Below are 25,810 nucleotides of genomic sequence, written 5' to 3'. Positions count from 1 at the left end.
GGATGGGCCCGCGACCAAGGGATGGCTACCGATGCGCATCCGCGCCGGTGGCCGCAGGATTCACCGCCTGAGGGAGTTTGGCGTAATGGCTCGTATCACTGGCACCGTGAAGTGGTTCAACGACGCGAAGGGGTTCGGGTTCATCACCCCGGAAAACGGCGAGAAGGACTGCTTCGTCCACCACTCGGCCATCAAGATGGATGGGTTCCGCAGCCTCGCCGAGGGCGAGCGGGTCGAGTTCGACATGGTTAGCGGTGCCAAGGGCCCCGCTGCCGAGAACGTCACGAAGGCGAAGTAAGGGGTTTCGGGAAACAAAAAGACCGCTCACGGGAGCGGTTTTTTTGTTGCTCGGTTCTCGGCACTCGGCACTCGGCGGAGAGAGCTACTTGTGGCGGTAGATGACGCGGCCCCGGGTGAGATCGTAGGGGGAGAGCACGACGCTGACCCGATCGCCTTCGAGCACTCGAATCTTGAACTTGCTCATCTTCCCTGCGGCGTATGCGAGAATCGTGTGCTTGTTGTCGAGGAGAACCCGATAATTCCGATCGGGAAGCACTTCCTGCACCACGCCTTCCATCTCAATGCCTTCTTCCTTCGCCATCCGGGACGCCTAGCCCTTTCTTGTTCTTCGCCTGAGAAACCTACGAGATTGCCTGAAATGTGGCCCCGAAAGCCCTTTCGGGCAACAGCTTAGCCTACGACGGCCCGAAGTCGGGCCAGTTCCTCCTCGACGGCGGCCACCAGCGGCCGCATCCGATCGGCATCGAACATCAGTTCCGCCCCAGCGGCCCGGTACAACTCGGGCAGGCCGGCCGTGGCGCCAAGCGCGAGGAAATCCCGATACTGCCCCAGCGCGTCGGCCGGGTCGCGCTGGTAGTTCTGCCAGACTTGGAGGGCTCCGAGTTGGGCGATGCCGTACTCGATGTAGTAGAACGGATAAAGGAACACGTGGAGTTGCCGGTACCAGCGCCCAATCCGCTCGGCCTCGAGCCCCGTCCAGTCGACCGCCCGCTCGAACCGGGAACGAATCGTTAGCCAAGCCCGGTCGCGGGCCACTCCGTCTTGGCCCGCGGGATCGGTGTAGATCCAGGTTTGGAAGGCATCGATCGACGCCACGTGGGCAAGCGTGATCAACGCATCCTCCAGATGTTCGAGCCGGGCGATGGCCGCATCGCGGTGCGAAAGGAACGCCCCCGGGGAATCCAGGAGCGGCGCCGCGAGCAACTCCATCGACATCGAGGCCAATTCCGCCGCCTCCGCTGTCGGGTGGCGCTGCCAGATCAGGGGTTTGGCGTCCGAGGCAAACGCATGGAAAGCATGCCCGGCCTCATGGAGGAGAGTTTGCACATCCTCCATGACGCCGGCCGCGTTCATGAAAATGAAGGGCCGGCCCCGGAAGTGGAGCGTGTCGCAATACCCGCCCGGCGCTTTGCCCTTCCGGCTGTCGAGATCCAACAACCCTTCGCGGACCATGACGCCGAATTGATCAGCCAGCACCGGATCGAGCCGGTCAAAAAGCCGCCCCGCCTTGGCCGCCAACTCGGTCCCGGTTTGGAAGGGCCGGAGCGGCTCATCGCGGTACAACGTGACGTTCAGATCCCAGGGGCGGAGCCGGCCGAGACCCAACGTCGTCCGCCGTACGGCATGCAACCGCTCAATCGCCGGCATCACCACCTCGTCGACCGACCGGTGAAACTGGGTGCAATCGGCGGGGGTGTAGTCAAACCGGCATTTGGAAGCGAACGCGTACGCCTGGTAGTCCGCAAATCCGGCATTGGCGGCAACCCGTTGGCGGAGCGCATACTGGCGATCAAACAGCGCCGCCATCTGATCCCGGGCCGCCACGTAGGGGCCGACCATTCCATGAAAGGCGCGTTCCCGGACTGCCCGGTCCGGGCTCTGGAGAAAGGGAGCGAGGTGCGGCAGCGGTTTCTTCTCGCCGTCCCAATCCGCCATGAAGCCCCCGGTCAAACCCTGGTACTCGGTCCCGGCCTCCTCGAGGGCCGACGTCAGGGAGACGTTCTCCTCGCGGAAGATCTCGATCGCCCGGCGAAACCGGGCCGTCATCTGTTCGAGTCCCGGCCGAGTCCAGCCCAATCGGGCGAACTTGGCGGCGAGCGCCACGCTCTTCTCTTCGGCCTTTGGGGCAATCTCGATGACCAGCCGCCGCTGAATCGCCTGCTTCGCTGCGTCGGCCGTGTCCCGGGTGTATTCAATCATGGCGCTCGAAATCGCCTCGGACACGGCCTCCTCGAGCCGGGACCACGCCTCAAGCCAGGCCTCGACCGTGGTGGCGTCGATGGGGCGGGCCATCAGGTCGTCATAGCACGCCGCGATCTCTTCCCAGGTTGCCGCCGTCACGGCGGCGGGGGTCTCGAGCATGGGACTCCTAGTTCTTGGCCTGGGCTAGGCGCCCGGCCGATTCGGGGAGCCGAAAGGCCAGCAGGCCGACGCCCGCGACAATGCCGGCCGCCAAATAGAACGGCATTGAGGCGCCGTACCGTTGAAACACGGCTGTCGAGATCAAAGGCGCCAGAACCCGGGCCCCGCCCGCAAAGGACTGCGCGACCCCCATGGTCGTCCCGAGGATCAACGGATCGGACGCTTTCGAAATCATGGCCGTCGTGGACGGAAATATCAGGGCGGTCCCGATCGGAATCAGCGGCATGACCAACGGCAGGATGAGGAGGCTCGGAACCAGGGGGTACAAGACGAGACCCGTGACGAGCGCCACCGTGCCCAGCCGGATGGCTCCCACCTCGCCGAGACGCCTAACGATGGGACCCAAGGCCACCGCCCGCATCAGGAAATTGAGCGCGCCGGTGTAGGCGAAGAAGTACCCGACATTGGCCGACGTCACCCCGAAACGATCGCCAAGGAACAGGGCAAAGACCGACGTCATGGCCGAGAAGCCGAGCATCCCCGCGCCGTAGACCCACACCAGTCGCGAGACCAACGTCCGAGGGTGGGTGACCACCGACAGGAGCGCCCCGGCCACGGCCGGGCGCGGGCGCGGCACGCCGCTGGCCGGCGTGAACGACCGGGACTCCGGCAACCACCGCCAGGTAAACAAGAGATTGAGGAAGCAGAGCGCTGCCGCAACAACCCCCGGCACCGCCGTTCCAAATTTGAAGGCAAACGACCCGATGATCGGCCCCACCGCCACCCCGACGTTGGTGGCCGCGGAAATCCACCCCAGCGCCTGGGCCCGCCGCTCCGGTGGGATGGCGTCGCCGACATAGGCGTGGAGGACACCCGTGGTGCCCCCGCCGGCGCCCTGGATCACCCGCGACAGGAGTAGGACCCAGACCGAGGTGGCAAACCCAAAGACCAGAAAGGCGATCCCCGACGCGAACATCCCCACCAAGAGGGCAGGCCGGCGGCCCCGCCGGTCCGAGAACTTGCCCCAGATCGGCGCGGAGGCAATCTGCGCTAGTGAAAACGCCGCGATGATCCAACCAACCGCCACCGGCGGCGCCTTGAGCTGCAACGTATAGAACGGCAACAGCGGAAAGACGATCGCGAAGCCGAGCATATCGATCAGCGCGGTTGCGATCAGTACCGAGAGCTTCTTGAACTCCGGATCCCTGAGGGTGGTGAACCCCCGTCCCGAGGCCTCGCTCACCCGCTATGGAACGGCGGCACGCGACTCCACGGCCACGAGGTTGAGAAAGAGCCGCAAGGCCCCACTGACACCCGCGGTCAGCTGGCGGAAGAAGGCCAATCCGCTGTAGACATAGGTTCCCTTGCCCACTTGAGCCACCAGGAGCCCGCCGCGCAGCGGCACCTCGCCGGGATCGCCGGTCTCAATCAACGACTGATACCGAGCATCCCAGGTGCGCGGAAAATAAAGCCCCCGCTCTTGGACCCAGCCATCCCAATCCGCCGGCCCCAGGCGGTTCGGACCCCGAAAGATCGGATCGGCTGGCACCAGGACCCGCACCGGGGCCCGCTCGTCGGTCACCCGGTCGTGCTGGAGCGCCACGGTCATGGGATAGGGGGCGTACCCCCCGCTGAAGAAGGCGTGCTGCTGGTACTGAACGATCAAGTGGCCACCCAACCGGACATAGTCCAGGAGCCGGCCGTTGTTCAGAACCAACGCCGGATCGATCTCATAGGCCCGGCTCCCAACCACGATGGTGCGGAAGCGGCTGAGGTCCCCTTGCTCCAAGGCCGCGGCGTCCAGGATTTCAACCCCAACTCCGGCGCTCCGGAGGGCCTCCGGGACCTTGTCAGCCGCCCCCAGGACGTAGCCGATGAGTCGATCGGCTGGCAGCGATAACGCCTTGACTCGTATAGTCACTATGGCTGCCACCTGGAATGACCGAGCGCGAATGTGTGGATAAGTGACAGACACTGCACCCTCTTCATAGCGGTTGCCGGCCTGGTCCCGGACCACCGCCCGAACCACGTAGTCGCCCGGCTCGAGGGACGATGGGGCCTTGAGCAAAAAGGTGTAGGTTCGACGCTCTTCCGGGTGAACCAGACTGAACGATTGCGGCTCCACCGGTGGCCAGCCCAGCGGCAGGTCAAGGGCCACGGTGCCGAAGGTTGAATCAGCCCCGGCATGATGGAGTGCCACGGTCAGAGCCTGGGGACCGATCCGGTCGACCGGCCAAACCTTGATTGACGGCGCCACCTGGACGTCGACTCGGGGCACGACCCCAATCGGGCGCCGGACCTCGCCGATCGCTTGATCCCGAAACCGATGGAAGACCTCCCGGCGCAGGGTGATCTGCCGGCCGTCCTCAAGCACCAGGTCGAATTGGCCGACGAGGTCCGGCGGATCAAACGGATCCCCGAATCCCGTCGCCGGTCCAGCCCACCGATGCCAAGCCCCCAGCCGAGCTTCGCGGAGGAAGTACGGCGCCGTCGGAGGGGTGCCCAGGCCCACCACGAGGTCAATCGAGCAATGGCTCACCTGACCCGGCAGAATCGCCTGCTCCGCCCCGAGACACGGGCCGGTGGCCAACCATCCGGCCGGCGCCCGGAGCCCGGAGCGAACCCGAACCGGCCTAGTGCCAGCGTTCCACGTTGAGAGCCGGAGCCGAACCGACTGTCCCCCCACCAGGCGCGACTCCTCGGCAATCGCGTCGACCACCACCCCGGCGTTCGCGGCCGCGGCGACGGCGGCAAACGGTTCGAGCTCGCGGCTTTCTTGAGTTCCCGAGCGGGGAGGCAGCGTATCGATCCCGGCAAACAGCTCTGGGCCGGTTTTAGTGCGATCCTCAACCAAGGCCAGCCGGATCGGGCTCGGCCCAACTTCCTGGAGCACTCCCATGTCCTGGGAACGGTGGAGACTCCGCCCCCGCATCGCGATCTGATGGACCGACTGGCCGACCTCTGGGTCGAGGGTGCCCCCCTCGAGCATCAACGCGGTGCCGGTGGTGTCGAATCGGGCCGAGCGATAGAGCTTGAGAGGCCGCCAAGGGCGGAGCCCCTCGTGCTCGAGCTCGGGAAACCAGGTGGGGTCTGCGGCGGCCCTGAAGGCCTCCTGGGCCGCCCAGCCGGCTGCTTGATGTTGACCGTGGCCGTCCCTCTGAGTGCCCGAGAAGATCGAGACCATGATCTGAGGACGGAATCGACGAACGATCCGGACCACGTCCTTGAGCAGGCTATCCCGAGGCCAGAAGGTCAGCGCCTCGCCGAGGGTCTTCGAGTACCCGAAGTCGAAGGCCCGGGTGAAGTACTGGCGAGCCCCGTCAAGACCGCGGGCCGCCAAGAGTTCTTCCGAACGGAGCAAGCCCAACGCTTCCCCGAGCTCGGGACCGATCAGGTTCTGCCCGCCCTCGCCTCGGGTCAAGGAGAGGTAGGCGGCGACCGCCCCCTCCCGTCGGACCAGATAGGTGAGCAGCTCGGTGTCCTCATCGTCGGGGTGGGCCGCGATCATCAAGACCCGCTTGGTGTGGCCAAGCATTCGAACGGCCTGCGCCACGCCGGCGGTTCCCCCGGTCGAGGGGCCGACGATCTGAGCCGACGATGATTGGATCCAGCCGATGACCAGCAAGGCCAGGAGCGGCCCCTTACTCCGCATCTTCGTCGCCGCCGGGATTGTCTTCTGGGAGAGGAAGTTCACGACGACGGCCGACGATGAAGGCCAGCACGAAACTCACCAAGGCCGCCAGCAGCAGGGTCTGGGCAGCCCCGCCAGCCATTCGGTTGAGCAGGAGAAGCATACCCAGGGAAATCGTGGTCGTTCCGATGACCCAAAGAATCTCGTCGAGATTCTTGCCCCGGGTCCGGCGACCCCAATAGAGGGCGGCTAACAACCCGACCACGCCGAGGGTCAGGATGCCGTACCAGATCAAGATCCAGTAACTCCGGCCGATGTTCATGGGGTTGCCGCGGCGGCCTCCGGGTGACGACGGAGGAAGTCGAAGGTATAAATGCCGGTGGCGTGCCCGTCGCTCCAATTGATCCTGAGCCCATAGGCCCCCACCAAGGCCAGATGGACCGGCCGAACATCGTCGGGGACGACCGTGGGATCGAGGATCGGGCGACCGGACATTTCATCCACGCACTGCGCGCACGGGCACGCCAGCCGGAGCCCCCGGGCAGCGAGCCTGGCAACGGCGCCACCCCGTACCCATTGGAGCAGGATTCCATCATCACGCCGAGTGATCGCGGCGGGGACCGGCGTCGTTCCGCTCGTACGGCCCTCCTTGGCTATCTTTCGCTCGGACAGATATCGAGTACGGCCGGCTCCACTGTCCCTGACAATTGATCGCTACCACCAGGTTTCCAAATGACTAACGCCCATCCCAATCCGTTCGGCACCCGAAGCCAGCTTGACCTCGGACCGACTCGCGCCGTCATGTTCCGGCTCCAGGAACTCGCCCGACAAGGGCTGACCGACTTGGATCAACTGCCCTTTTCGATCCGCATCCTGGTGGAGAACGCCCTCCGCCACGCGGGTCGGGGTATCGTCACCGAAGACCATGTCCTTCAGATTGCCCGATGGACCGGCCAGCCGGCCAGCGGCGAGATCCCCTTCATGCCGGCCCGGGTCGTTCTCCAGGATTTTACCGGCGTGCCCTGTGTCGTCGACCTGGCGGCCATGCGGGACGCCATGGCCAGGATCGGGGGCGACCCTCAACGCATCAACCCGGTGGTACCCTGCGACCTGGTGATCGATCACTCGGTCCAAGTCGACCACTATGGAACGGCCGAGGCATACAAACAGAATGTAGCGCTAGAATTTGACCGAAATAAGGAGCGCTATCAACTTCTCAAGTTTGCCCAACGCGCCTTCCAGAACTTCCGGGTGGTCCCGCCCGGCACCGGCATCGTCCACCAGGTCAACCTCGAGTACCTCTCGCCGGCCGTGCAACTGCGGGACCAGCACGGTGATCTGACGGTCTATCCCGACAGCTTGGTCGGCACCGACTCCCATACGACCATGATCAACGGCCTCGGCGTCATGGGGTGGGGTGTCGGCGGCATCGAAGCCGAAGCGGTCATGCTCGGCCAGCCGTACTTCATGCTGATCCCCGAAGTCGTGGGAATGAAATTAGTCGGTGCCCTGCCCGTTGGCACTACGGCAACCGATCTGGTGCTTCAGGCCACCCAGATCCTTCGGAAGGCCGGCGTGGTCGACAAGTTCGTCGAGTTCTACGGCCCAGGCCTCTCAACCCTCGGCCTGGCTGACCGGGCCACCATCGCCAACATGGCCCCGGAATACGGCGCCACGATGGGTTTCTTCCCCGTCGACGCCGAAACCATCAACTATCTCCGCCGGACCGGCCGCCCCGCCGACGTCGTCGAGCGAGCCGAGCGGTACTGCAAGGAGAACGCGCTCTTTCGCACCGATGCCACGCCCGACCCGGTCTTTACCAGTACCCTGACCCTCGACCTGTCGACCGTGGCCCCAAGCCTCGCCGGGCCGAAGCGACCCCAAGACTTGGTACGACTGGTGGACATGGCCAAGAACTTCACCTCCAACCTGGCCAGCCTCCGGGCCGCCGGCGGCGCCGAAACGGCCCCGGCCTCGGGTGAGGTCCGGGATGGCTCGGTGGTCATCGCCGCGATTACCAGCTGCACCAACACCTCGAACCCGTCGGTGATGGTGGGGGCCGGCCTGTTGGCCAAAAAAGCCGTCGAGAAGGGCCTGACCACCAAGCCATGGGTCAAGACCAGCCTGGCGCCCGGCTCCCGGGTCGTGACCGACTATCTGAATGCGGCCGGCCTGAGCCCCTACCTCGACCAGCTCGGCTTCCAGACGGTTGGCTATGGCTGCACGACTTGTATCGGAAATAGCGGCCCCCTGCCCGACCCGATCGCCGAGGCCATCGAACAGCAGCGACTGGTGGCGGTGGCGGTGCTCTCGGGAAACCGGAATTTCGAGGCCCGGGTCCATCCGTTGGTCCGGGCCAACTACCTGGCCTCGCCGGTATTGGTCGTCGCCTACGCGCTGGCCGGCCGGGCCGACTTGGACCTGTCGACCGAACCGCTCGGCACCGACCGGTCCGGACAGCCGGTGTACCTGGCCGATATCTGGCCGAGCGCCAAGGAGATTTCGGCTGTCCTGGCCACCTCCCTGACCGCCCAGATGTTCCGCCAGAGCTACGCCCGGGTCTTCGAGGGCGACGCCGAATGGCAGCGGCTCGAAGTCCCCGGCGGAAGCCGGTTTGCCTGGGACCGGGCCTCCACCTACGTCCAGGAGCCCCCGTTCTTCCAGGACCTCCCGGTCACCCCGGGTGCCTTTCAAGACGTCGTTGCCGCGCGGGTGCTGGCCACCCTCGGCGATTCGGTGACCACGGACCACATCTCGCCGGCCGGTTCGATCCCGAAGAACGGTCCCGCCGCCCGATTCCTGCTCGAGAAAGGCGTGGCCGCGGCGGATTGGAACACCTTCGGCGCCCGCCGCGGCAATCATGAGGTCATGATGCGCGGCACCTTCGGCAACGTCCGGATCAAGAATGGACTGGTGCCCGAGAAAGAGGGCAACTGGACTTTGGACTTCAAGACCGGCGAGGTCGTTTCGATCTACGATGCCGCGATGCGCTACCTCGAGCGCGGCACCCCGCTCGTCCTCTTGGTGGGCAAGGAGTACGGCACCGGCTCGAGCCGGGACTGGGCCGCCAAGGGCACTACTCTGCTCGGCGTGAAAGCGGTGATCGCCGAGAGCTACGAACGGATCCATCGGAGCAACTTGGTGGGGATGGGCGTGCTGCCCCTCTGTTACGAGCCGGGCCAGACCCGCGAGTCACTGGGCCTGACGGGACGGGAGAGTTTCACGATTACCGGGATCGCGAGCGGCCCAGTGCCTGGGGGACGGGTCGATGTGACGGCAACGGCCGAAGACGGCACCGTGAAGAAGTTCAGGGCTGTGGTACGGCTCAACTCAAACGTTGAGGTCGACTACTACCGGCATGGGGGCATTCTGCCGCGGGTGCTTCGGATGTTTAGCTAGAGCTCGGCACTCGGCACTCGGCGGAAAGACAGTGAGGGGAGCGTTTCGGCTCCCCTCACTGTCTTTTGCTTGATGGACTCGGGTCGGTTAGGCGACGAGGTCCTTGAGGCGGTCTCCGGTTTCGCCTTCGCGAAGCCGTTGGAGGGCCCGGTCGCGGAGTTGACGAATCCGCTCGCGAGTGACTCCCATCATCCGACCGATTTCCTCGAGGGTCCGGCTGTTGCCGTCTTCGAGGCCGAAATAGAGCCGCAGTACTTTGGCATCGCGCGGTGGCAACGTCGCCAAGGCCGCCTCGATGTCGTTGCTCTGGCTGTTGGCCAACGTGGAGCTGTCAGTGCCTTCCTGATCGGTGGCCGCGAACCGCTCCATCCGCTCGTTGCCATCGCCGTCCCGGGTGGGGTGGTCGAGGCGAACGGCTTCGGAATTGAGCGCGCTCAGGCTCCGAACCGCTTCCGGCGTCAAGCCGGTGGCGCGGGCCAATTCTTCGGTGGTCGGCATCCGGCCGAGACGTTCCTTGAGGAGCGTCGTGGTCCGGCCGAGCCGCGAGAGATCCGCGGTTCGGTTGAGCGGCACCCGAACCGGCCGCCCATGACGGGCGATCGCGGCTTGGACCGCCTGACGAATCCACCACACCGCATACGAAATGAACTTGACGCCGCGATCCGGATCGAACTTCCGGGCCGCAGTCATCAGCCCGAGGTTGCCCTCGCCGATCAAGTCGACGAGCGGAACTCCCCGGTTCTGGAATTTTTTAGCGACCGACACGACGAACCGCACGTTATGACGAGCCAACTTTTCCTGGGCGACGATATTACCCCGAAACGCCTTGCGAGCGAGTTCCATTTCCTCGTCTCGGCTGAGCAGCGGTACTCGGGAAATTTCGTCCAGGTAGAGGTCGAGGCTCTCGCGGCCCTCGTCCACCGCACGGGCGATCTGAGCAGGACGAGCCGCTCGGCGCTTCGCACGAGGAAGAGTCACTAGGTCCTCCACACAGTAAAAGGAAACTGCCCCCGAAGATCCCGAAAACCATCCGAAAACGTTCGTCCTCTTCGGCGCGCCAATATACTACCTAAAGCCAAAAAATTCAATCACTTAGGTAAACCGTCCAGGGACATGGGGTTGCAGAAAGGCCCGGCAACTCAGAATATCTTAGTCGGCATTGCCAAATGGCCGCCCGACCCTCCCAACTACGCCGTGACCCCGCCCGGGATTCGACGAAAAGGAGACGTCGGCTGGCCGGGCGGTAACCCACGCTCCAGTCTGGGGGCCAGGCTTAGCGGCCCCCATAGCGCACGGCGCCCGCGTGGGTCACGCACATGGGGCCGACGATGGTGTCCTCGAGATCGACGGTGAGACCGCCGTCCTTAATGGCATATTCGAGGAGGGACTGGATGTTCTTGCTGAACATGAAACTGGCGTGATTCGGCAACATGCCGGCGACGTTTTTCGGTCCAAGAATGGTAACGCCGTGAACCGACACCTTCTCGCCCAGTCGAGTCAATTCACAGTTCCCCCCGCTTTCCGCCGACAGATCGACGATGACCGACCCCGGCTTCATCGACTCCACCATGGCCCTGGTGATCAAGCGCGGCGCCGGCTTGCCCGGAATGGCCGCGGTGGCGATGACCAAGTCCATGCTCGTGATGTGCCCACCGATGGTTGCCAAAACGAGGGCCTGCTGGTCGGCGGCCAGCTCTTTGGCGTACCCGCCGGCTCCCTCCGCCTTGGCCTCGGTCTCGACGAAACTGGCACCCAAGCTCTGGACTTGCTCTTTGACGACGGCCCGGACGTCAAAGGCGGAGACCACCGCACCCAATCGCCGGGCCGTCGCGATGGCCTGCAGGCCGGCCACGCCGGCTCCGAGCACAAAGGCCTTGCCGGGGGTCAGCGTCCCAGCGGCGGTGGTCAGCATGGGCAGCATCCGGCCCATGCGGGAGGCTCCGATCAGGACGGCCTGATACCCGGCCACCGTTGCCTGCGAGGACAGGACGTCCATGGATTGGGCTTTGGTGGTCCGCGGGACCAACTCGAGACAGAGGGCCGACACCCCGGCAACCGCAAGTTGATCGAGCAGCGGCCCGTTCGCATGGGGTGCCAGGAGCGAGATCAGGACCGATCCGCTTCGGAAACCCTTGACCTGATCGGCGGTCGGGGGCTGGACCTTGATGACGAGATCGGCCCCGTCTGATGCGGCACTGGGACCATCGGCGATGGTGGCGCCCGCCTCGCGATACAACTGATCGGGAAAGAAGGCAGCCGATCCGGCCTCGCGTTCGACCACGACGTCATGCTGCCACTGAACGAGCTTCTGAACCGTTGCGGGAATCAGGGCCACGCGCCGCTCACTGCCGGCCGTTTCCCGGAGGACACCAATTCGCATCAGACCTCACTCGACGTCGGTGCAACGGAGCCCCGGTCTTTGCATGCTGGGGCCGGGGTAGACCTTCGGTCGCGAATGTACACTCCAAGCGGCCCGCCCGAAAGTGGACTTTCCGCTGGCCGATCCATTAACATCGGGCGGTGCGAACCTCCTCCCGATTGCGGCCTCCACCGACCCGCGTGCGCGTCTTCGTCCCCGGTTCGATCGGCAACGTCGGGCCCGGGTTGGACATTCTCGGCTTGGCGGTTCGCGGGCTGGGCGACACCGTCCGGGCAGAACGAATCCCCGGCCGGCGAGTCGAGATTCGCGACCCGGGCCACCCCGACCTCCCGAAGGCCGCCAGTCACCACGCCTCGGCGATTGCGGCCCGGGCGGCGATCCGGTTGGCCGGACAGGGGGGCGAGGTCGGGATGGCCATTTGGCTCGAGAAGGGCCTGCCGCTTTCCGGAGGCCAGGGAGGCAGCGCGGCGTCAGCGGTGGCGGGGGCGGTCGCCGCCAACGTCCTGATGGGATCGCCGCTCGGAGCTGACGGCCTGCTGCTGGCCGCGTTGGCGGCCGAATCGAAACTGGCCGGCCGGCACCTCGACAACATCGCCCCGGCCCTGCTGGGTGGTTTAGTTCTGATTCGGGCGCTCGACCCGCTCGATGTCGTGTGCCTTCCCACTCCCACCCGGATGCACATCGTGCTGGCCAAGCCCGACTACCAACTCGCCACCAAACGGGGGCGGGCCTTGCTGCCTAACGACATTGACCGGGCCACGGCGCTCCATCAGGCGGCCACGGTGGCGGCGATGGTCGCCGCCGCCTACCGAAACGACCTCCCGTTGTTCGGCCGCTCGATCGACGACCGGATCGCCGAACCAGCCCGGGCCCCGTCGCTCCCCGGTTTCGTCGCGGCCAAGCGGGCCGCCCTCCGGGCCGGGGCCCTTGGGTGTTCGATCTCGGGGAGCGGGCCGACGTTGTTCGCCATCGCATCGAGCCGCCGGACAGCCGCGGCCGTGGGCGTCGCGATCCGGGGTGCCTACGCCAGGGCCGGGTACCGGACCGAGATCCGGCTGACGGTGCCCGACTTGGCCGGCGCCCGGGTGCTTCGATGAGCGGCTGGCTCCAGTGTGACGACTGCGACGCCCGGTTCGATCTGTTCGCTCCGATCACCCGATGCGACCGGTGTCAGGGACTGCTGGCCGTCGGGCGGGACGATGAATCGGACGACGTGGCGGCCCGATTTGCCGATGGACGCCGGCATCCGGGTCCCCTCAGCCGGTCCGGGGTGTGGCGGTTTCGCGAGTTGGTGTTCCCCGAGATGCGGGACGAAGATGTCGTCTCATTTCCCGAGGGGAATACGCCGCTGGTGTCCCGCGAGCGGGTGGCGGAGTGGGCCGGTTGTCGGCGGCTGGTCCTCAAGCATGAGGGCATGAACCCGACCGGGTCCTTCAAGGACCGCGGCATGACGGTTGCCGTCAGCCACGCCCGCCGGCTCGGAATGCAGGGGGTGGCTTGTGCCTCGACCGGCAATACCTCGGCCTCCTTGGCCGCCTATGCCGCCCAGGCCGGGATGACTGGCGTCGTGTTGATCCCGGCCGGGAAGACGGCGCTAGGCAAGCTGGCCCAGACGGTAGCCTATGGCGCCACGATCCTGGCGGTCCGGGACGATTTCGATGCTTGCCTAACGCTGATCGATCAGGCCAGCCGGCGGCTCGGGCTCTACTTGGTCAACAGCATCAACCCATTCCGGCTGGCCGGTCAGAAATCGATCGTCTTCGAGCTGCTCGAGGACCTCGGGTGGCGGGCCCCGGATTGGATCGTCCTCCCGGCCGGCAACCTCGGGAATACCTCAGCGTTCGGGGCCGCCCTCGTGCAGGCCAAGGCCCTGGGGCTGATCGACCGGATTCCGCGGCTCGCGGCAATCCAGGCCGAGGGGGCAGCGCCGTTTGCGGAGAGTTTCCGGGGCGACTTTGCCACTCGGTACCAGGTCGAGGCGGAAACCGTTGCCACGGCGATTCGGATCGGGAACCCCGCCTCGCATTTCCGGGCGGTGGCGGCCATGCGGGCCACCCGGGGGGTGGTCGCCACCGTCAGCGACGAGGAGATTCTCGCGGCCAAACGGGTCATCGATCGGGCCGGGGTCGGGTGCGAACCGGCCAGTGCCGCCTCGGTGGCCGGGGTCCAGCGGCTGGTAGCCGAAGGGGTAATCGGAGCCAACGACGAGGTGGCCGCCGTCCTCACAGGTAACATCCTCAAGGACCCGGAAATCCTGCTCAAGAACCAGCAAACCGATATCCGGGAGGTCGAGCCGACTCTGTCGAGCATCGAGGCAGCCCTCGCGGAGCGCGGCGGATAGGCCGGTCGGAAACGAAGAAGGGCGGGCTCTCGCCCGCCCTTCCGGTCTCACCGCGGCCCCTGGTCGCTACCGGCGACCGCCGCTTGCCGTCGCGACCGCCTGCCCCAACTCGGTATACTGGGTCGGATCGGTTTCCCGAAACGGCGATATCACGTGGGCAATCTTGCCGGTTCCGTCAATCACGTACACGGTCCGATGATCCAACATGCCAATCCGCGTCTGGATCGCCACGCCGTACTTCTTCCCGACCTCGGCACCAAGATCGCTCAAGAAGGTCACCGGGTAATTCTTGTCCTTGGCCCAACTCGCCAGCGCCGTATCGGCATCGACACTGACCCCAAAAACCTTCACGCCTTTGCCATCTTTGAAGAGCGTCGCGTACTGATCACGGTACGCGTCCATTTGAGCTGTTCAGCCACCGGTCCGGGCTTTGTAAAAGAAAGCCAGCACGACGGTTTGGCCCCGGAAATCCAACAAACTCACGGCTTTCGGCGAGACACCGTCCTTGGTGGCGGCGCTCAGGGTAAATTCCGGGGCAGCAGCGCCGATCGCCAGCGGCGTCGGTTTGTCTTGGGCGCCTGACGCCGACGCGACTCCAACGGCGAGCGCGGCGGCCCAGACCAGGGTACTCCTCAAGGCGACCTCCTTCGGGGGGGGTTCGAGGTGAGCGGACCCCGGCAATATCGCCGGGCCGGAAGGTTCCGCGAAACCCCGAGGGAACGGCCTACCCTCCCAGGTGGTCCGGGCCTAAGTTGCCCGGGCTATGGCTAACTATCAATACATCTTTACGATGACGAACCTCCGGAAGGTGGTTCCCCCAAGCCGTGAGATCCTCAAGGGGATCTACATCTCGATGTACCCCGGCGTCAAGATCGGGGTCCTGGGCTCCAACGGGGCCGGGAAATCGACCCTGCTCAAGATCATGGCGGGGGTCGACCACGACTTCCTCGGCCAGGCCAAGCCGGCGGACGGGGTTCGGATCGGCTACCTGTCGCAGGAGCCCTCCCTCGATCCCACCAAGGACGTCCGGGGCAACGTCGAAGTGGCGGTGAGCCACACCCGGGCGTTGCTGACTCAGTTTGAAGAAATCAGCCTGAAATTCGCTGAGCCGATGTCCGACGACGCCATGAACGCGTTGCTCGAGAAACAGGGCGATCTGCAAACCACGATCGACGCCCTGGGGGCCTGGGAGCTCGACCGCAAGCTCGACATTGCGATGGACGCGTTGCGCTGCCCGCCGGGGGACGCCGACGTGACCAAGCTGTCCGGGGGCGAACGGCGCCGGGTGGCGCTCTGCCGCGTCCTGCTCGAGCAGCCGGACCTCTTGTTACTGGACGAGCCGACCAACCATCTCGACGCCGAGTCGGTGGCTTGGCTGGAGCGGCACTTGGCGGAGTTCCCTGGCACTGTGGTTGCGGTCACTCACGACCGATACTTCCTCGATAACGTGGCCGGGTGGATCCTCGAGCTCGACCGCGGCGAGGGGATCCCGTGGGAAGGCAACTACTCGAGCTGGCTCAGCCAGAAGCAGAAGCGGCTTCAGCACGAAGAACGGGCGGCGTCGGCGCGGCAACGAACCTTGGCCCGGGAACTCGAGTGGATCAACCTCTCGCCCAAGGCCAGGCAATCGAAAGGCAAGGCCCGGCTCAACGCCTATGAGACGTTGCTGGCCGAAGGGGAAAAAGAGCAAGAGGGCGTGGCCGAAATTTCGATCCCGGTGCCGCCGCGGCTTGGCGATGAGGTGGTGATTGCCAAGGGTGTCAAGAAGGGCTTCGGCGACACGCTGTTGTTCGACAACCTCAACTTTGCCTTGCCGAAGGGCGGCATCGTCGGGGTGATCGGGCCGAACGGCGCGGGTAAAACGACGTTATTCCGGATGATCACGGGCCAGGAGCAGCCCGATGGCGGCGAACTGGTGGTCGGCTCGACGGTCAAGGTGGCGTACGTCGACCAATCGCGCGATTCGCTGGATCCGAACAAGTCGGTGTATGAGGAGATTTCGGGGGGTCAGGACCAGCTCGACTTCGGGAGGCGTCAGGTGAACGCCCGAGCTTATTGCGCCGGCTTCAACTTCAAGGGCGCCGACCAGCAGAAGAAGGTGGGCTTGTTGTCGGGCGGCGAACGCAACCGGGTCCATCTGGCGAAGGTGATCAAGAGGGGCGGGAATCTCCTGCTCCTCGACGAGCCGACCAACGATCTCGACGTCGACACCCTCCGAGCGCTGGAGGACGCACTGCTTCGGTTTGCCGGCTGCGCCGTGGTCATCAGCCACGATCGGTGGTTCCTCGACCGGGTCGCGACCCATATTCTGGCGTTCGAAGGGGAAAGCGAAGCGTACTGGTACGAGGGCAACTACCAGGACTACGCGGCGGACTACAAGAAGCGGAAGGGCGTGGCCGTCGATCAGCCGCACCGGATTCGGTATCGGAAGTTGGTACACTAGCTCGGTACTCGGCGCTCGGCATTTGGGGAAAGGGATGGGGGGGCGACAGAAGGTTTCGGTATTGCCTCCGCGGCTTGAGGGGCTTTCGGCGGTTGCGACCAATCTCTCCTGGAGTTGGAATCGGGACGCGCGGGAGTTGCTTCGGATGATCGACCCGCCGTTGTGGCGGGAGACTCGGAACAATCCGATCGCGATGTTGCGCGAGGTGTCGCACACCCGGCTCGAGCGGTTGGCCAAAGATCCCGATTTCCTGGCCCGGTACGACCGGGTCATGGAGTGGGTTTCGAGCGATCAGCAGCCGGACCGGACCTGGTTTGCCCGGCGACACCCCGACCTGAGGACTCGGCCGGTGGCGTATTTCTGCGCCGAATTCGGCCTCCATAGCTCAGTACCGATCTCCAGCGGCGGCCTCGGGATTCTGGCCGGCGATCATTGCAAGACCGCGTCGGATCTTGGCCTGCCGTTCGTCGGCGTCGGACTGTCGTACATGAAGAGCTACTTCGACCAGCGGTTGCGGGCCGACGGGTGGCAGGAGGATAGCGACGAGTGCGTTGACCCCGGGCTGACCCCATTGATGCCGCTCCGGAGCGCGAAGGGTGAGCCCTACTTTGCGGTGGTCGACACCTTTGGGCGGCCGGTCCACGTCCAGGTGTGGACCATGAAAGTCGGCCGGATCCCCTTGTACCTGCTCGACACCAACCTCGAGGAAAATCACCCCGACGATCGGACGCTCCTCAACAAGCTGTACGCGGGCGGGCCGGATCTCCGGCTTCGCCAGGAGTGGCTGTTAGGCGTGGGCGGGGTCCGGGTGCTGCGGGCGGTTGGCCTCGATCCCGGCGTCTGGCATGCGAACGAGGGCCATGCGTCATTCATGTTGGTTGAGCGGCTTCGCGAGCCGACCAAGCCGGCGGGGCGGCCGCCGGGCGCCTCGCGTTGGCCATCGAGGATTTGCCGATCTCCTTCGACGCCCAGACCCGGTTCTTCCGTTTCATGTCGACCGCGCCCCTGGCGGCCACCCAACCCTACCGGACCTTGGGGGTCCGATTCGGCTTCGCGCGCGACGCCTTCGACCCCGCGTCGCGCGAATGACGCCGGTCAGGGGATCGGGCGTTCCTTTTTCTCCAACCGAGTAATCCAGAGGCCGGTGTTGATGTCGTTGAAATAGATCAGGCCGTCTTTGACCACCGCACCCCAGGTGAAGGTGGCGCGCGGCCGATTACCAACCGAGTCGGCGGTGAACAACCACGCCATTTCCCGGCCCTGGCGGAGGAGATCGCCCTTGAGCTCACCGGAGATGTCCACCACCCGTCCCCCGCCCTGATACGCCCCCATGTATAGTGAGTCGCCCTCGACCCAGAGATTGTGGACCCCGCCGTCGGTCGGCTCGTACCACGCCACGATCTTGGGTTTCAGGATGTCGGCGACATCGACGACCTGGAGCCGGCCCCACGTCAGATCGTTCCCCTGATCGTGGCCCTTGGCGGCCTTGGCGGCATACACTTCATCGGCGATGAAGATGTAATTCTTGTGGCGCCAGGCCGTGTGGGTACCCCGGGCGCCCAGACCGTACATATCGTCGACTCGCCGATAGAGGTGGTCGAGGTCGTACTTGAGTTGGGACACGAAGACCGGCTTTTCCGGGGTGCCGCCCTTGATGCCGTTGCCGACATCGAGAATAATGAGACCGTCATTCCAGTAGGAGAGGTACGCCATCCCGCCCCGGACGTCGATGTCGTGCACATACCGGCCGGCTTCGGTCTGGGTGGTCTGCCAGCGGCCAACCTCGCGCGGTTTGTAAGGATCCTTGATGCTGATGACCCGCATCGAACCGGTGGCGTCATCGGTCAAGTAGACGTGACCCTCCGACACGTAGGCCGAGTGGACCCCGCCAGACACGGTCTCGGTGTAGTCCGAAATGACCCTGGGATGACAGGCATCACTGGCATCAAAGATGGCGATGCCGTTCTTCCGGTTCGATGCGTTTTCCCTGGAGAACACGCCGTACTTTCCGTCCTCGGTTGTCATGACGTCGTTGATGTGGCGGGCGTCGATCATCACCGAATCGACGATCTTTGGATCGCTCGGCGTCGTCACGTCGATGGCGTAGAAGCGGTCGCCGATCGTCGTGTAATAGACGCACTTCCCGTTCGGATGGGCCCAGACTTCACCGCCGCGGAAGTTGACCGGCACCCGGCCCACCACTTCGATGCCCCGCCCAACCGCCCGGGGGGCCGCATGCACGGCGGCGTCGGCCGAGGCGGTCCCCACGGTGGCGGACACGGTATAGCTGCCGCGCTCCTCGGCGACAAACGCGCCATCGGAGTCGATTTGACCAACCCCGTCGGCCGTCAGCGCGGCCACGGACCATCGGGGTGTCAGCCCCTCGATCGCCTTGCCGAGCCGGTCCTTGACCGCCACCGTGAACCGAACGACGTCACCGGTGCGGACCGAGGTCGTTCCCGGCGTAATCGAGATCGTGGCGGGGACGGCGGCCACGACCTCCACCGAGACCGAGGCCCGGGCATTCCCGGCGCTGGCCGTTACCACCGCGGTGCCGGCCTTGAGTGCCTGCAACCGGCCATCGGGGGTCGTCGCGACGACCCTCGGGCTGCTCGAGGCGAACGTGATGGTGTCGTACCGAATGTCATTCTCCGCGCTCTTCGGAGTGCCGGTAATCGTGACCCGGGATCCGACCGCGAGTTTGACCGAACTCGCGCTCAGTTCGAGCTTGGCCGCGGGAGCTGGGGTAACCCGGATTCGCATCTCCTGCGTCACCCGCTTGGCCCCCGGAGCGGTCGCCATCGCGACGACCTGGATGTAGCCTCGGAACCCGCCGCGAACTACCCCGGTCGAGTCGACGCTGCCATCACCGCCGCCGAACCACATCACCCGCGCGTTCGGGACGGGCGTGCCTGCGGCATCCAGGACCTTGGCCGATAACTTGATCGTCTGTCCGACCTGAATTTCAGCCTGGGGCGGGGAGATCTCGACCCTGGCGATCTGGGGAGCCTGTTGCTGCACTAGCGCGACCATCAGCCATCCGAAAACCATACCTGCTCCTTAGGAACGATCGAGTGAGCGCAAGACAAATTGAAACGGGGTCCGCACGACGAGCCGGTACGAGTACTCCCACGAGGTGCCACGAATCGCGATGCTCGGCTCGGCATCGATCCGGTGAAAGCGGAGTTCGGCGTCGAGTTCGACGCCGCCGTCGAGGCGCCCCCGCCGGAGGAGGCCGAGTTCCAAGTAGCGACGGTCGGATCGGTAGACATCGCGGAGCCAGCCGACGGAGTTATAGTTGTTGTCGCCCTCTTGCGACAGGAAGTCCTTCCCCCGCCAATAGATCCCAAAGAGTTCGAGGCCCCGGCGAGGAGCCAGCCCGCCCCGCACCCAGGTCCCCCGCCCTCGTCTGGGCCGATTGGCCGGGGGGTCGGGATCGATGTTCCCCGAGCTGGTGAGCCGGTACAACTGAATTGAGCCGAATCCGAGCTTCGGGATCGTATCCGACAGCGTAACCCCGAACCCGCCGCCGGCATTGTTGGTGACCGGTACCCCGGCGGAGAAAAGTTGGCCTCCGTGGTGGAGCCCATGGAACTGGGCCTCCAACGAAACCTGCCGCACGGGCCGGGCCCGGAGAACCCACCCATAGTCAAACACTTCGCGCTGAGTGGGGGTATTGAGCGCCTGCCAGTTGATGAAGACCTCGGCGTCCCAATGAGGCCGCTGTTCCCTCCACTGGAGGCCGTACTCGATCGGCCGGGTGAGTTCGAGGGTGCTGACCGCCAGGGGCTCGAGCAGTCCGTGACGCCGGGAGGTTTCGAGAGTGCCGATGACTCCGAGGGAATGGCCGGTTTGGTAGCGGAACGCGAGTACCGGGCGGACTCGGTCGAGAAACTCAGCCGAACCCCACCGAACGTCCCCGAACACCCCGACTTGAATGGTGTATGGCCGCGCCGGTCTGACCGCCAGGGTTGAGAAGAATTGACCGCCGAGAATCGTCTCACCCTCGCGATAGGGCGTGAAAAACTCGGTGTTGTCCCCGTAGACGGTGACGAGATTCTTCCACATGACCTCTTGACCGGCCAGGGTTCCAGGGCACCAGAGAAGCGACAACAGCACGAAGAGCGGGCGGGCCGGCATGGCGACGATGATACACGGGTGCGATGGGCACTGGGAGGGCAGGAGCCCACCCTTTTAGATTCCAGCCATGACAACTCCAAGCCGAACCGTCACGGTGGGCCTCCCCCAGATGACCTGTGGTAACGATGCCCAAGCCAACCTGAAGACGGCCATCGACCGAACCCGTGACGCCGCCGCCCGGGGCGCCCAGGTCGTGTGCCTCCAGGAGCTCTTCATGGGGCCGTACTTCTGCCAGGTCGAAGACCATCGCTTCTTCCAGTTGGCGGAGACGATTCCCGGCCCGACCACCCAGATCCTGTCGGACCTGGCCCGCGATCTCGGGATCGTGCTGGTGGCCTCGCTCTTCGAGAAACGGGCCGAGGGGCTCTACCACAATACCGCGGCGATCATCGACGCCGATGGAACCTATCTCGGGAAGTACCGGAAGATGCACATTCCGGACGACCCGCAGTACTACGAGAAGTTCTACTTCACACCAGGAGATCTCGGTTTCAAAACTTGGCCCACCCGCTTCGGCAAGATCGGGGTCTTGATCTGCTGGGATCAGTGGTATCCCGAAGCCGCCCGACTGACCGCCATGTCCGGCGCCGAGATCCTGTTCTATCCGACCGCGATCGGCTGGCTGCCGCCGGAAAAAGCCGAGTATGGAGAGCGGCAGCAGGCGGCTTGGGAAACAATCCAGCGATCCCATGCGGTCGCCAATGGCGCGTTCGTGGCCTCCGTCAACCGGATCGGGCTCGAGCAGGCGGGGACCGACGGGATCGAGTTTTGGGGTGGAAGCTTCGTGGCCGACCCGAACGGCCGGATCCTGGCCAAGGCCGGCCAAACCGAGGAGACGCTGATCGTCCCGTGCGACCTGGCCCAGGTCGATATTGTCCGGACCCATTGGCCGTTCCTTCGGGACCGGCGGATCGATGCCTACGGCGATTTGACGAAGCGGTATCTCGATGACTGATCTCGGCACTCGGCGCTCGGCGCTCGGTGCTCGGGGGGAGGCGGGGTTTCGGATGCCGGCGGAGTGGGAGCGGCACCGGGGGACTTGGCTCAGTTGGCCGCATCGGGAGTCGTCGTGGCCGGGGAAATTTGGGCCGGTGCCGGGGGTGTTTGCGGCGATCGTGGGGCATCTGGCCCGGGGCGAGGAGGTCCATATCAACGTTGGGAGCGCGGAGCTTCACGAGTCCGCGCGGGCGGTGTTGGAGCAGGCGGGGGTCGCGATGGCAACCGTGTTCTTTCATCGCCATGTCACCAACGACGCGTGGTGCCGGGATCACGGGCCGATTTTCGTTCAGCGGGAGCGGAACGGGCGGCGGGACAGCTTGATCCTCGATTGGGGCTACAACGCCTGGGGCGGCAAGTATCCGCCATTTGAGGATGACGACCGGATTCCGACGTTGGTGGGCCAGGCGTTCGACATCCCGGTGGTCCATCCCGGCATCGTGATGGAGGGCGGGTCGATCGAGGTGAATGGCGCCGGGACGGTGCTGACGACCGAGGCCTGCCTGCTCAACCCGAACCGGAATCCCACGCTGTCTCGGGAGGAGATCGAGCAGTACCTCACGAGCTATCTCGGGGTCACCAAGGTGCTCTGGCTCGGCGAGGGGATCGAGGGCGACGACACCGACGGGCATGTCGACGACCTGACCCGGTTCGTCAACCCGACGACGGTGGTCACGGTGGTCGAGGAAGACGCCCGCGACAACAACTACGCCCCGTTGCGCGAGAACCTCGAGCGCCTGCGGCACATGACCGACCAAGACGGCCGGCCCCTCGACGTGGTCACTCTTCCGATGCCGCGGCCAATGTATCAGGACGCTCAACGGCTTCCGGCCAGTTACGCGAATTTCTACGTGGCCAACGGAGTCGTCTTGATGCCGGCCTACGACCCCGAGCGAGACGAGATCGCCCGGGCCACCCTGTCCCGCTGCTTTCCGGATCGGGTCGTCGTTCCCATCGACTGCACCGACCTGGTGTGGGGGCTCGGCGCCCTCCACTGCGTGACCCAACAATGGCCGGCATGATCCCCCCGCCCCTCACGGTGGTCGAGTCGCACACCGGCGGCGAGCCCTTTCGGGTCGTGACCGGCGGGGCGCCTCCGATACCCGGCGCGACAATGATCGCCAAGCGAGCCTATGCCGAGGCTCATCTCGATGACGTCCGCCGGCTGTTGATGCTTGAGCCGAGGGGCCATGCCGACATGTACGGGTGCTTCGTGACCGAGCCGGTTTCGCCCGGAGCGGACCTCGGTGTGCTGTTCATGCACAACGCCGGGTTCAGCACGATGTGCGGGCACGGGATCATCGCGCTGGCCACGGTGGCCGTCGAAACCGGCATGGTCAAGGCCTCCGAACCGGTCACCCAGATCGGCATCGACTCGCCGGCCGGGCTGATTCGGGCGTCCGTCCAGGTGGTGTCCGGGCGGGTGGAATCGGTGTCCTTTCCTCAACGTCCCGTCGTTTGCGCTGGCCCTCGACCAAACCATCACCGTGCCCGGCATCGGCCCGGTGAGCTACGATCTTGGTTTCGGCGGAGCCTTCTATGCCTACGTCGACGCCCCGTCGCTCGGGCCCGCATTGATTCCGGCCCTGGTGGACGACCTGATTCAAGCCGGGCAAGCGATCAAGGTGGCCGTGGCCCGGGCCCGGCCGATTCCCCACCCGTTTGAACCCGCGTTGAGCTTCCTCTACGGGACCATCCTGACCGGCCCGGCGGAGGGCCCGGGGGGACATAGCCGGCACGTGTGTGTCTTTGCGGACGGGGAGGTCGACCGGTCGCCGACCGGCACCGGGGTGGCCGGCCGACTGGCAATCCTCTCCGCCCGAGGGCAACTTGCCGAGAGCGAGCGAATCCTGATCGAGAGCATTGTGGGCAGCGTTTTCGGCGGATCAATCGTCGAACGGACCAGATTCGGCCCTCATGCCGCGGTCATCCCGCGGGTTGACGGTCGAGCCTTTGTGACGGGGCGGGCGGAGTATTGGCTGGATCCGGATGATTCGTTGGGTAAAGGATTCGTGCTCGGGGCACGAATGGCTGAACGAACCGACTGAAAGGCGTTGGATGGCAAAGAAGGAAGATGATTCCGAAGGCGATTGGAGGCCGCGGGAAAATGACGACCCCGAGGACCAGTCACATGACACCGAGGCCGAGGTGACGTGCCCCTATTGCGGCGAAACCATGTCGATCACGATCGATCCGGACGGTGGCAACGACCAGGAGTACGTCGAGGACTGCCAAGTCTGTTGCCGGCCCTGGAAGGTCCAGGTGCAGTACGACGACCAAGGCCAAGCGCGAGTTTGGGCCGAGGGAGGCGACTGACCCCGGACCCTCAGACCTTGAAGGCGTCGGGGTGTTTCCGGTGGAACCCCGTCGCGTCCTGAAAGGCCTTGCCCACCGCCAACAGGTCCGCCTCGCCGAAGAGCTTCCCGACGAACGAAATACTGACCGGAGTGCCATCGTCACGCCAGCCGTTCGGCACCGTCAGGGACGGATGCCCGGTCAGGTTGGTGGCCATCAGCATGTTTCCGCCGAAGCTCGGCATCACGAACACATCCAGCGGTTCCATGAACCGGTCCATATCGCGCATCAGGATCGTCCGGGCCCGGTTGGCGTTGATGTATTCGACGGCCGGAATGAAGCGGGATGCCCGGAAGTTGCCGGGCCAGCTGCCCCGCCCCTGCCGGGTCATCAGGTCATCGCGATTGGAACGGGTGAGATCGTCGAAGGCGGCCGCCGACTCAGCCTGGAGGATGATCCGGAGGGAGCCGACTGGAATTTCGGTGACCAATTCGACCGGCACGAGCTCGATCCCGAGGGCACGAAGGGCGGTGAGCGCCTCGGTATCCCACCGTTTGGTGGGATGCTCTGCGTCGAACGCCGATTTCAAATAGCCGATTCGGAGGCCGGCGATCTTCCGGTCCGCCCGCCACCCATAGGGCCGGTCGACGGCGCTCGGGTCCTTGCCATCGGCCCCGTGAATCGCGTCGAGCACCAAGCCGCAGTCTTCCGCCGAGCGGCACATCGGGCCGGCCTTGTCCATGGTCCAGGAGAGCGCCATCGCCCCGTGCCGGCTGACCCGGCCGTAGGTTGGCCGGAGCCCGGCAACGCCGTTCCGGTCCGAGGGTGACACGATCGAGCCTAACGTTTCGGTCCCGACGCTGAAACCGACCAGCCCGGCGGCGGTGGCCGACCCGGGACCGGCTGACGAACCACTGGCGCCCTGATCGAGCTTCCACGGATTCTTGGTGGTGCCGCCGAACCAGACATCGCCCATCGCCAACTCGCCCAACGTCAACTTGGCCACCAAGATCGCCCCGGCCCGATCAAGGCGTTCGACCACGGTGGCGGTGTCACCCAAGACCTGATCGCGGAACGGTCCCGTGCCCCAGGTGGTGGGGTAGCCCGGGACGGAAAAAAGGTCCTTGGCGCCCCAGGGAATCCCGTGCAGCGGGCCCCGATACCGGCCGGCCTTGATCTCCTCATCGGCCTGACGGGCCTGGCTCACGGCGCGATCCTCCGTCAGCGTCACGACGCATTGGAGGGTGGGCCCGTGGCGCCGAAGCCGGCCGAGGTAGAGCTGGGTCAACTCCGTAGCCGTCAGTTGGCGGGACCGAACCAGATCGGCCAGTTCGGTGACGGTGAGAAACGCCAGATCCGGATCGGCGGCGGGCCGGGTTGCCGGAGGAGCCCGCCGTTTGTCATCGGCTACCCGGAGTCTCGGCGTGGACTTGACCGCCTTTCCGGGGAGTTCGGGATCGAACCGAAGGGCCGGCCCCACCGAGTTCGGGAGGGTGACGGTCCGCGATTGGACCACCAAGCCCAGGGTTCCCCCAAGGGTCTGCACCAATTCGTCTTTCTCGGCGTCGGAGAACTCGAGCCCGATCATGGCGGCGGCGGCCGTCACCATGTCCTTCGTGACTACGATGCCCTGCCCTGGCGATCCGGTCGGGGGCAACCCCGCGGCCTCGGCCTTCCGCCAGAGCGCCTCGGCGAACACCGGATGGCCAACGCCCGCCACCGAGCAGAAGGCGAGAAAGGAGCGGCGGTCAACGCCGAGATCAGCGCGGTTCATCATGACGGGTTCCAGAGGTAGATTTAGGG

Annotated in this window: 22 protein-coding genes and 1 pseudogene; 10 read left to right on the top strand and 13 right to left on the bottom strand. The window is 65.4% G+C overall.

Annotation, left to right across the window (positions count from 1 at the left end; all coding sequences use genetic code 11):
- Positions 1-85 precede the first annotated feature (85 nt).
- Entirely contained in the window at positions 86-298 is a 213-nt protein-coding gene (locus tag EXR94_02730; protein ID MSR01645.1) for a cold-shock protein, read from the top strand.
- 84 nt (positions 299-382) lie between these two features.
- On the opposite strand, the gene EXR94_02725 is transcribed toward EXR94_02730, so the two are convergent.
- From EXR94_02725 to EXR94_02700, 6 genes are all read right to left on the bottom strand, one after another.
- Positions 383-601 carry a translation initiation factor IF-1 gene (locus EXR94_02725; GenBank protein ID MSR01644.1) on the bottom strand — a complete coding sequence of 73 codons (219 nt, stop codon included), beginning with the start codon at positions 599-601 and terminating at the stop codon, positions 383-385.
- 89 nt (positions 602-690) lie between these two features.
- Positions 691-2,382: a M3 family oligoendopeptidase gene (locus tag EXR94_02720; protein ID MSR01643.1), complete on the bottom strand. Its 1,692-nt coding sequence runs from the start codon at positions 2,380-2,382 to the stop codon at positions 691-693.
- Positions 2,383-2,389: 7 nt separating this feature from the next.
- Positions 2,390-3,625, bottom strand: coding sequence for an MFS transporter (locus EXR94_02715; protein ID MSR01642.1), 1,236 nt, complete (start codon positions 3,623-3,625; stop codon positions 2,390-2,392).
- Between the two features lie 3 nt (positions 3,626-3,628).
- Positions 3,629-6,076: a hypothetical protein gene (locus tag EXR94_02710; protein ID MSR01641.1), complete on the bottom strand. Its 2,448-nt coding sequence runs from the start codon at positions 6,074-6,076 to the stop codon at positions 3,629-3,631.
- Positions 6,024-6,335: a hypothetical protein gene (locus tag EXR94_02705; protein ID MSR01640.1), complete on the bottom strand. Its 312-nt coding sequence runs from the start codon at positions 6,333-6,335 to the stop codon at positions 6,024-6,026. The genes EXR94_02710 and EXR94_02705 overlap by 53 nt, the downstream gene beginning before the upstream one ends.
- Complete coding sequence (locus EXR94_02700) at positions 6,332-6,721, bottom strand: DUF971 domain-containing protein (GenBank protein ID MSR01639.1); 390 nt, start codon at positions 6,719-6,721, stop codon at positions 6,332-6,334. Before EXR94_02700 ends, EXR94_02705 begins: the two co-directional genes overlap by 4 nt.
- A 24-nt stretch (positions 6,722-6,745) precedes the next feature.
- Here EXR94_02700 and acnA point away from each other — a divergent pair, with 24 nt between their 5' ends.
- Positions 6,746-9,412, top strand: a complete 2,667-nt coding sequence (acnA, locus tag EXR94_02695) for an aconitate hydratase AcnA (GenBank protein ID MSR01638.1) — start codon at positions 6,746-6,748, stop codon at positions 9,410-9,412.
- Between the two features lie 87 nt (positions 9,413-9,499).
- Here acnA and EXR94_02690 read toward each other — a convergent pair whose 3' ends face one another.
- Positions 9,500-10,390: a sigma-70 family RNA polymerase sigma factor gene (locus tag EXR94_02690; GenBank protein MSR01637.1), complete on the bottom strand. Its 891-nt coding sequence runs from the start codon at positions 10,388-10,390 to the stop codon at positions 9,500-9,502.
- 295 nt (positions 10,391-10,685) lie between these two features.
- A complete protein-coding gene (locus EXR94_02685; protein MSR01636.1) occupies positions 10,686-11,792 on the bottom strand; it encodes a Re/Si-specific NAD(P)(+) transhydrogenase subunit alpha in 1,107 nt (368 codons plus the stop codon).
- A 140-nt stretch (positions 11,793-11,932) separates the two neighbouring features.
- On the opposite strand from EXR94_02685, the gene EXR94_02680 reads away from it, so the two are divergent.
- Both EXR94_02680 and EXR94_02675 read left to right on the top strand, forming a co-directional pair.
- Complete coding sequence (locus EXR94_02680; protein ID MSR01635.1) at positions 11,933-12,889, top strand: homoserine kinase; 957 nt, start codon at positions 11,933-11,935, stop codon at positions 12,887-12,889.
- Positions 12,886-14,133: a threonine synthase gene (locus EXR94_02675; protein MSR01634.1), complete on the top strand. Its 1,248-nt coding sequence runs from the start codon at positions 12,886-12,888 to the stop codon at positions 14,131-14,133. Before EXR94_02680 ends, EXR94_02675 begins: the two co-directional genes overlap by 4 nt.
- Before the next feature lie 66 nt (positions 14,134-14,199).
- On the opposite strand, the gene EXR94_02670 is transcribed toward EXR94_02675, so the two are convergent.
- Together EXR94_02670 and EXR94_02665 are read right to left on the bottom strand one after the other, a co-directional pair.
- On the bottom strand, positions 14,200-14,535 hold the full coding sequence (locus EXR94_02670; GenBank protein ID MSR01633.1) for a redoxin domain-containing protein: 336 nt from the start codon (positions 14,533-14,535) through the stop codon (positions 14,200-14,202).
- 9 nt (positions 14,536-14,544) lie between these two features.
- Entirely contained in the window at positions 14,545-14,769 is a 225-nt protein-coding gene (locus EXR94_02665) for a hypothetical protein (GenBank protein ID MSR01632.1), read from the bottom strand.
- A gap of 127 nt (positions 14,770-14,896) precedes the next feature.
- Here EXR94_02665 and ettA point away from each other — a divergent pair, with 127 nt between their 5' ends.
- Both ettA and glgP read left to right on the top strand, forming a co-directional pair.
- Complete coding sequence (gene ettA, locus EXR94_02660; protein ID MSR01631.1) at positions 14,897-16,576, top strand: energy-dependent translational throttle protein EttA; 1,680 nt, start codon at positions 14,897-14,899, stop codon at positions 16,574-16,576.
- Between the two features lie 34 nt (positions 16,577-16,610).
- Positions 16,611-17,741 carry an alpha-glucan family phosphorylase gene (glgP, locus tag EXR94_02655; GenBank protein MSR01630.1) on the top strand — a complete coding sequence of 377 codons (1,131 nt, stop codon included), beginning with the start codon at positions 16,611-16,613 and terminating at the stop codon, positions 17,739-17,741.
- On the opposite strand, the gene EXR94_02650 is transcribed toward glgP, so the two are convergent.
- Entirely contained in the window at positions 17,672-19,627 is a 1,956-nt protein-coding gene (locus tag EXR94_02650) for a hypothetical protein (GenBank protein MSR01629.1), read from the bottom strand. The two genes, glgP and EXR94_02650, sit on opposite strands and share 70 nt — an antisense overlap.
- Before the next feature lie 9 nt (positions 19,628-19,636).
- Positions 19,637-20,716, bottom strand: a complete 1,080-nt coding sequence (locus EXR94_02645; protein ID MSR01628.1) for a hypothetical protein — start codon at positions 20,714-20,716, stop codon at positions 19,637-19,639.
- A 67-nt stretch (positions 20,717-20,783) separates the two neighbouring features.
- On the opposite strand from EXR94_02645, the gene EXR94_02640 reads away from it, so the two are divergent.
- The 4 genes and pseudogenes from EXR94_02640 to EXR94_02625 all read left to right on the top strand — a co-directional run bounded on the left by EXR94_02640 (position 20,784) and on the right by EXR94_02625 (position 24,028).
- Positions 20,784-21,671, top strand: a complete 888-nt coding sequence (locus tag EXR94_02640) for a carbon-nitrogen hydrolase (protein ID MSR01627.1) — start codon at positions 20,784-20,786, stop codon at positions 21,669-21,671.
- Positions 21,672-21,723: 52 nt separating this feature from the next.
- Positions 21,724-22,734: an agmatine deiminase family protein gene (locus EXR94_02635; GenBank protein ID MSR01626.1), complete on the top strand. Its 1,011-nt coding sequence runs from the start codon at positions 21,724-21,726 to the stop codon at positions 22,732-22,734.
- Positions 22,722-23,760 (top strand): annotated as a pseudogene (locus EXR94_02630) (proline racemase). Before EXR94_02635 ends, EXR94_02630 begins: the two are co-directional and overlap by 13 nt.
- 10 nt (positions 23,761-23,770) lie before the next feature.
- Positions 23,771-24,028, top strand: coding sequence for a CPXCG motif-containing cysteine-rich protein (locus tag EXR94_02625; protein ID MSR01625.1), 258 nt, complete (start codon positions 23,771-23,773; stop codon positions 24,026-24,028).
- Positions 24,029-24,038: 10 nt separating this feature from the next.
- Here EXR94_02625 and EXR94_02620 read toward each other — a convergent pair whose 3' ends face one another.
- Positions 24,039-25,781: an amidase gene (locus tag EXR94_02620; protein ID MSR01624.1), complete on the bottom strand. Its 1,743-nt coding sequence runs from the start codon at positions 25,779-25,781 to the stop codon at positions 24,039-24,041.
- Positions 25,782-25,810 lie beyond the last annotated feature (29 nt).

The sequence above is a fragment of the Gemmatimonadota bacterium genome, assembly GCA_009692115.1.
Lineage (GTDB): Bacteria > Gemmatimonadota > Gemmatimonadetes > Gemmatimonadales > GWC2-71-9 > SHZU01.
The sequence above is the reverse complement of the archived record's forward strand: the minus strand, read 5'-3'. Positions and strand labels throughout refer to the sequence as shown.

Excerpts from the sequence above, each read along its gene's own strand:
- acnA (MSR01638.1), top strand. The coding sequence starts at position 6,746 with ATGACTAACGCCCATCCCAATCCGTTCGGCACCCGAAGCCAGCTTGAC.
- EXR94_02685 (MSR01636.1), bottom strand. The coding sequence starts at position 11,792 with ATGCGAATTGGTGTCCTCCGGGAAACGGCCGGCAGTGAGCGGCGCGTG.
- EXR94_02705 (MSR01640.1), bottom strand. The coding sequence starts at position 6,335 with ATGAACATCGGCCGGAGTTACTGGATCTTGATCTGGTACGGCATCCTG.
- EXR94_02620 (MSR01624.1), bottom strand. The coding sequence starts at position 25,781 with ATGAACCGCGCTGATCTCGGCGTTGACCGCCGCTCCTTTCTCGCCTTC.
- EXR94_02640 (MSR01627.1), top strand. The coding sequence starts at position 20,784 with ATGACAACTCCAAGCCGAACCGTCACGGTGGGCCTCCCCCAGATGACC.
- EXR94_02725 (MSR01644.1), bottom strand. The coding sequence starts at position 601 with ATGGCGAAGGAAGAAGGCATTGAGATGGAAGGCGTGGTGCAGGAAGTG.
- EXR94_02670 (MSR01633.1), bottom strand. The coding sequence starts at position 14,535 with ATGGACGCGTACCGTGATCAGTACGCGACGCTCTTCAAAGATGGCAAA.
- EXR94_02645 (MSR01628.1), bottom strand. The coding sequence starts at position 20,716 with ATGCCGGCCCGCCCGCTCTTCGTGCTGTTGTCGCTTCTCTGGTGCCCT.
- EXR94_02650 (MSR01629.1), bottom strand. The coding sequence starts at position 19,627 with ATGGTTTTCGGATGGCTGATGGTCGCGCTAGTGCAGCAACAGGCTCCC.
- EXR94_02720 (MSR01643.1), bottom strand. The coding sequence starts at position 2,382 with ATGCTCGAGACCCCCGCCGCCGTGACGGCGGCAACCTGGGAAGAGATC.
- EXR94_02675 (MSR01634.1), top strand. The coding sequence starts at position 12,886 with ATGAGCGGCTGGCTCCAGTGTGACGACTGCGACGCCCGGTTCGATCTG.
- EXR94_02635 (MSR01626.1), top strand. The coding sequence starts at position 21,724 with ATGCCGGCGGAGTGGGAGCGGCACCGGGGGACTTGGCTCAGTTGGCCG.
- ettA (MSR01631.1), top strand. The coding sequence starts at position 14,897 with ATGGCTAACTATCAATACATCTTTACGATGACGAACCTCCGGAAGGTG.
- glgP (MSR01630.1), top strand. The coding sequence starts at position 16,611 with ATGGGGGGGCGACAGAAGGTTTCGGTATTGCCTCCGCGGCTTGAGGGG.
- EXR94_02730 (MSR01645.1), top strand. The coding sequence starts at position 86 with ATGGCTCGTATCACTGGCACCGTGAAGTGGTTCAACGACGCGAAGGGG.
- EXR94_02625 (MSR01625.1), top strand. The coding sequence starts at position 23,771 with ATGGCAAAGAAGGAAGATGATTCCGAAGGCGATTGGAGGCCGCGGGAA.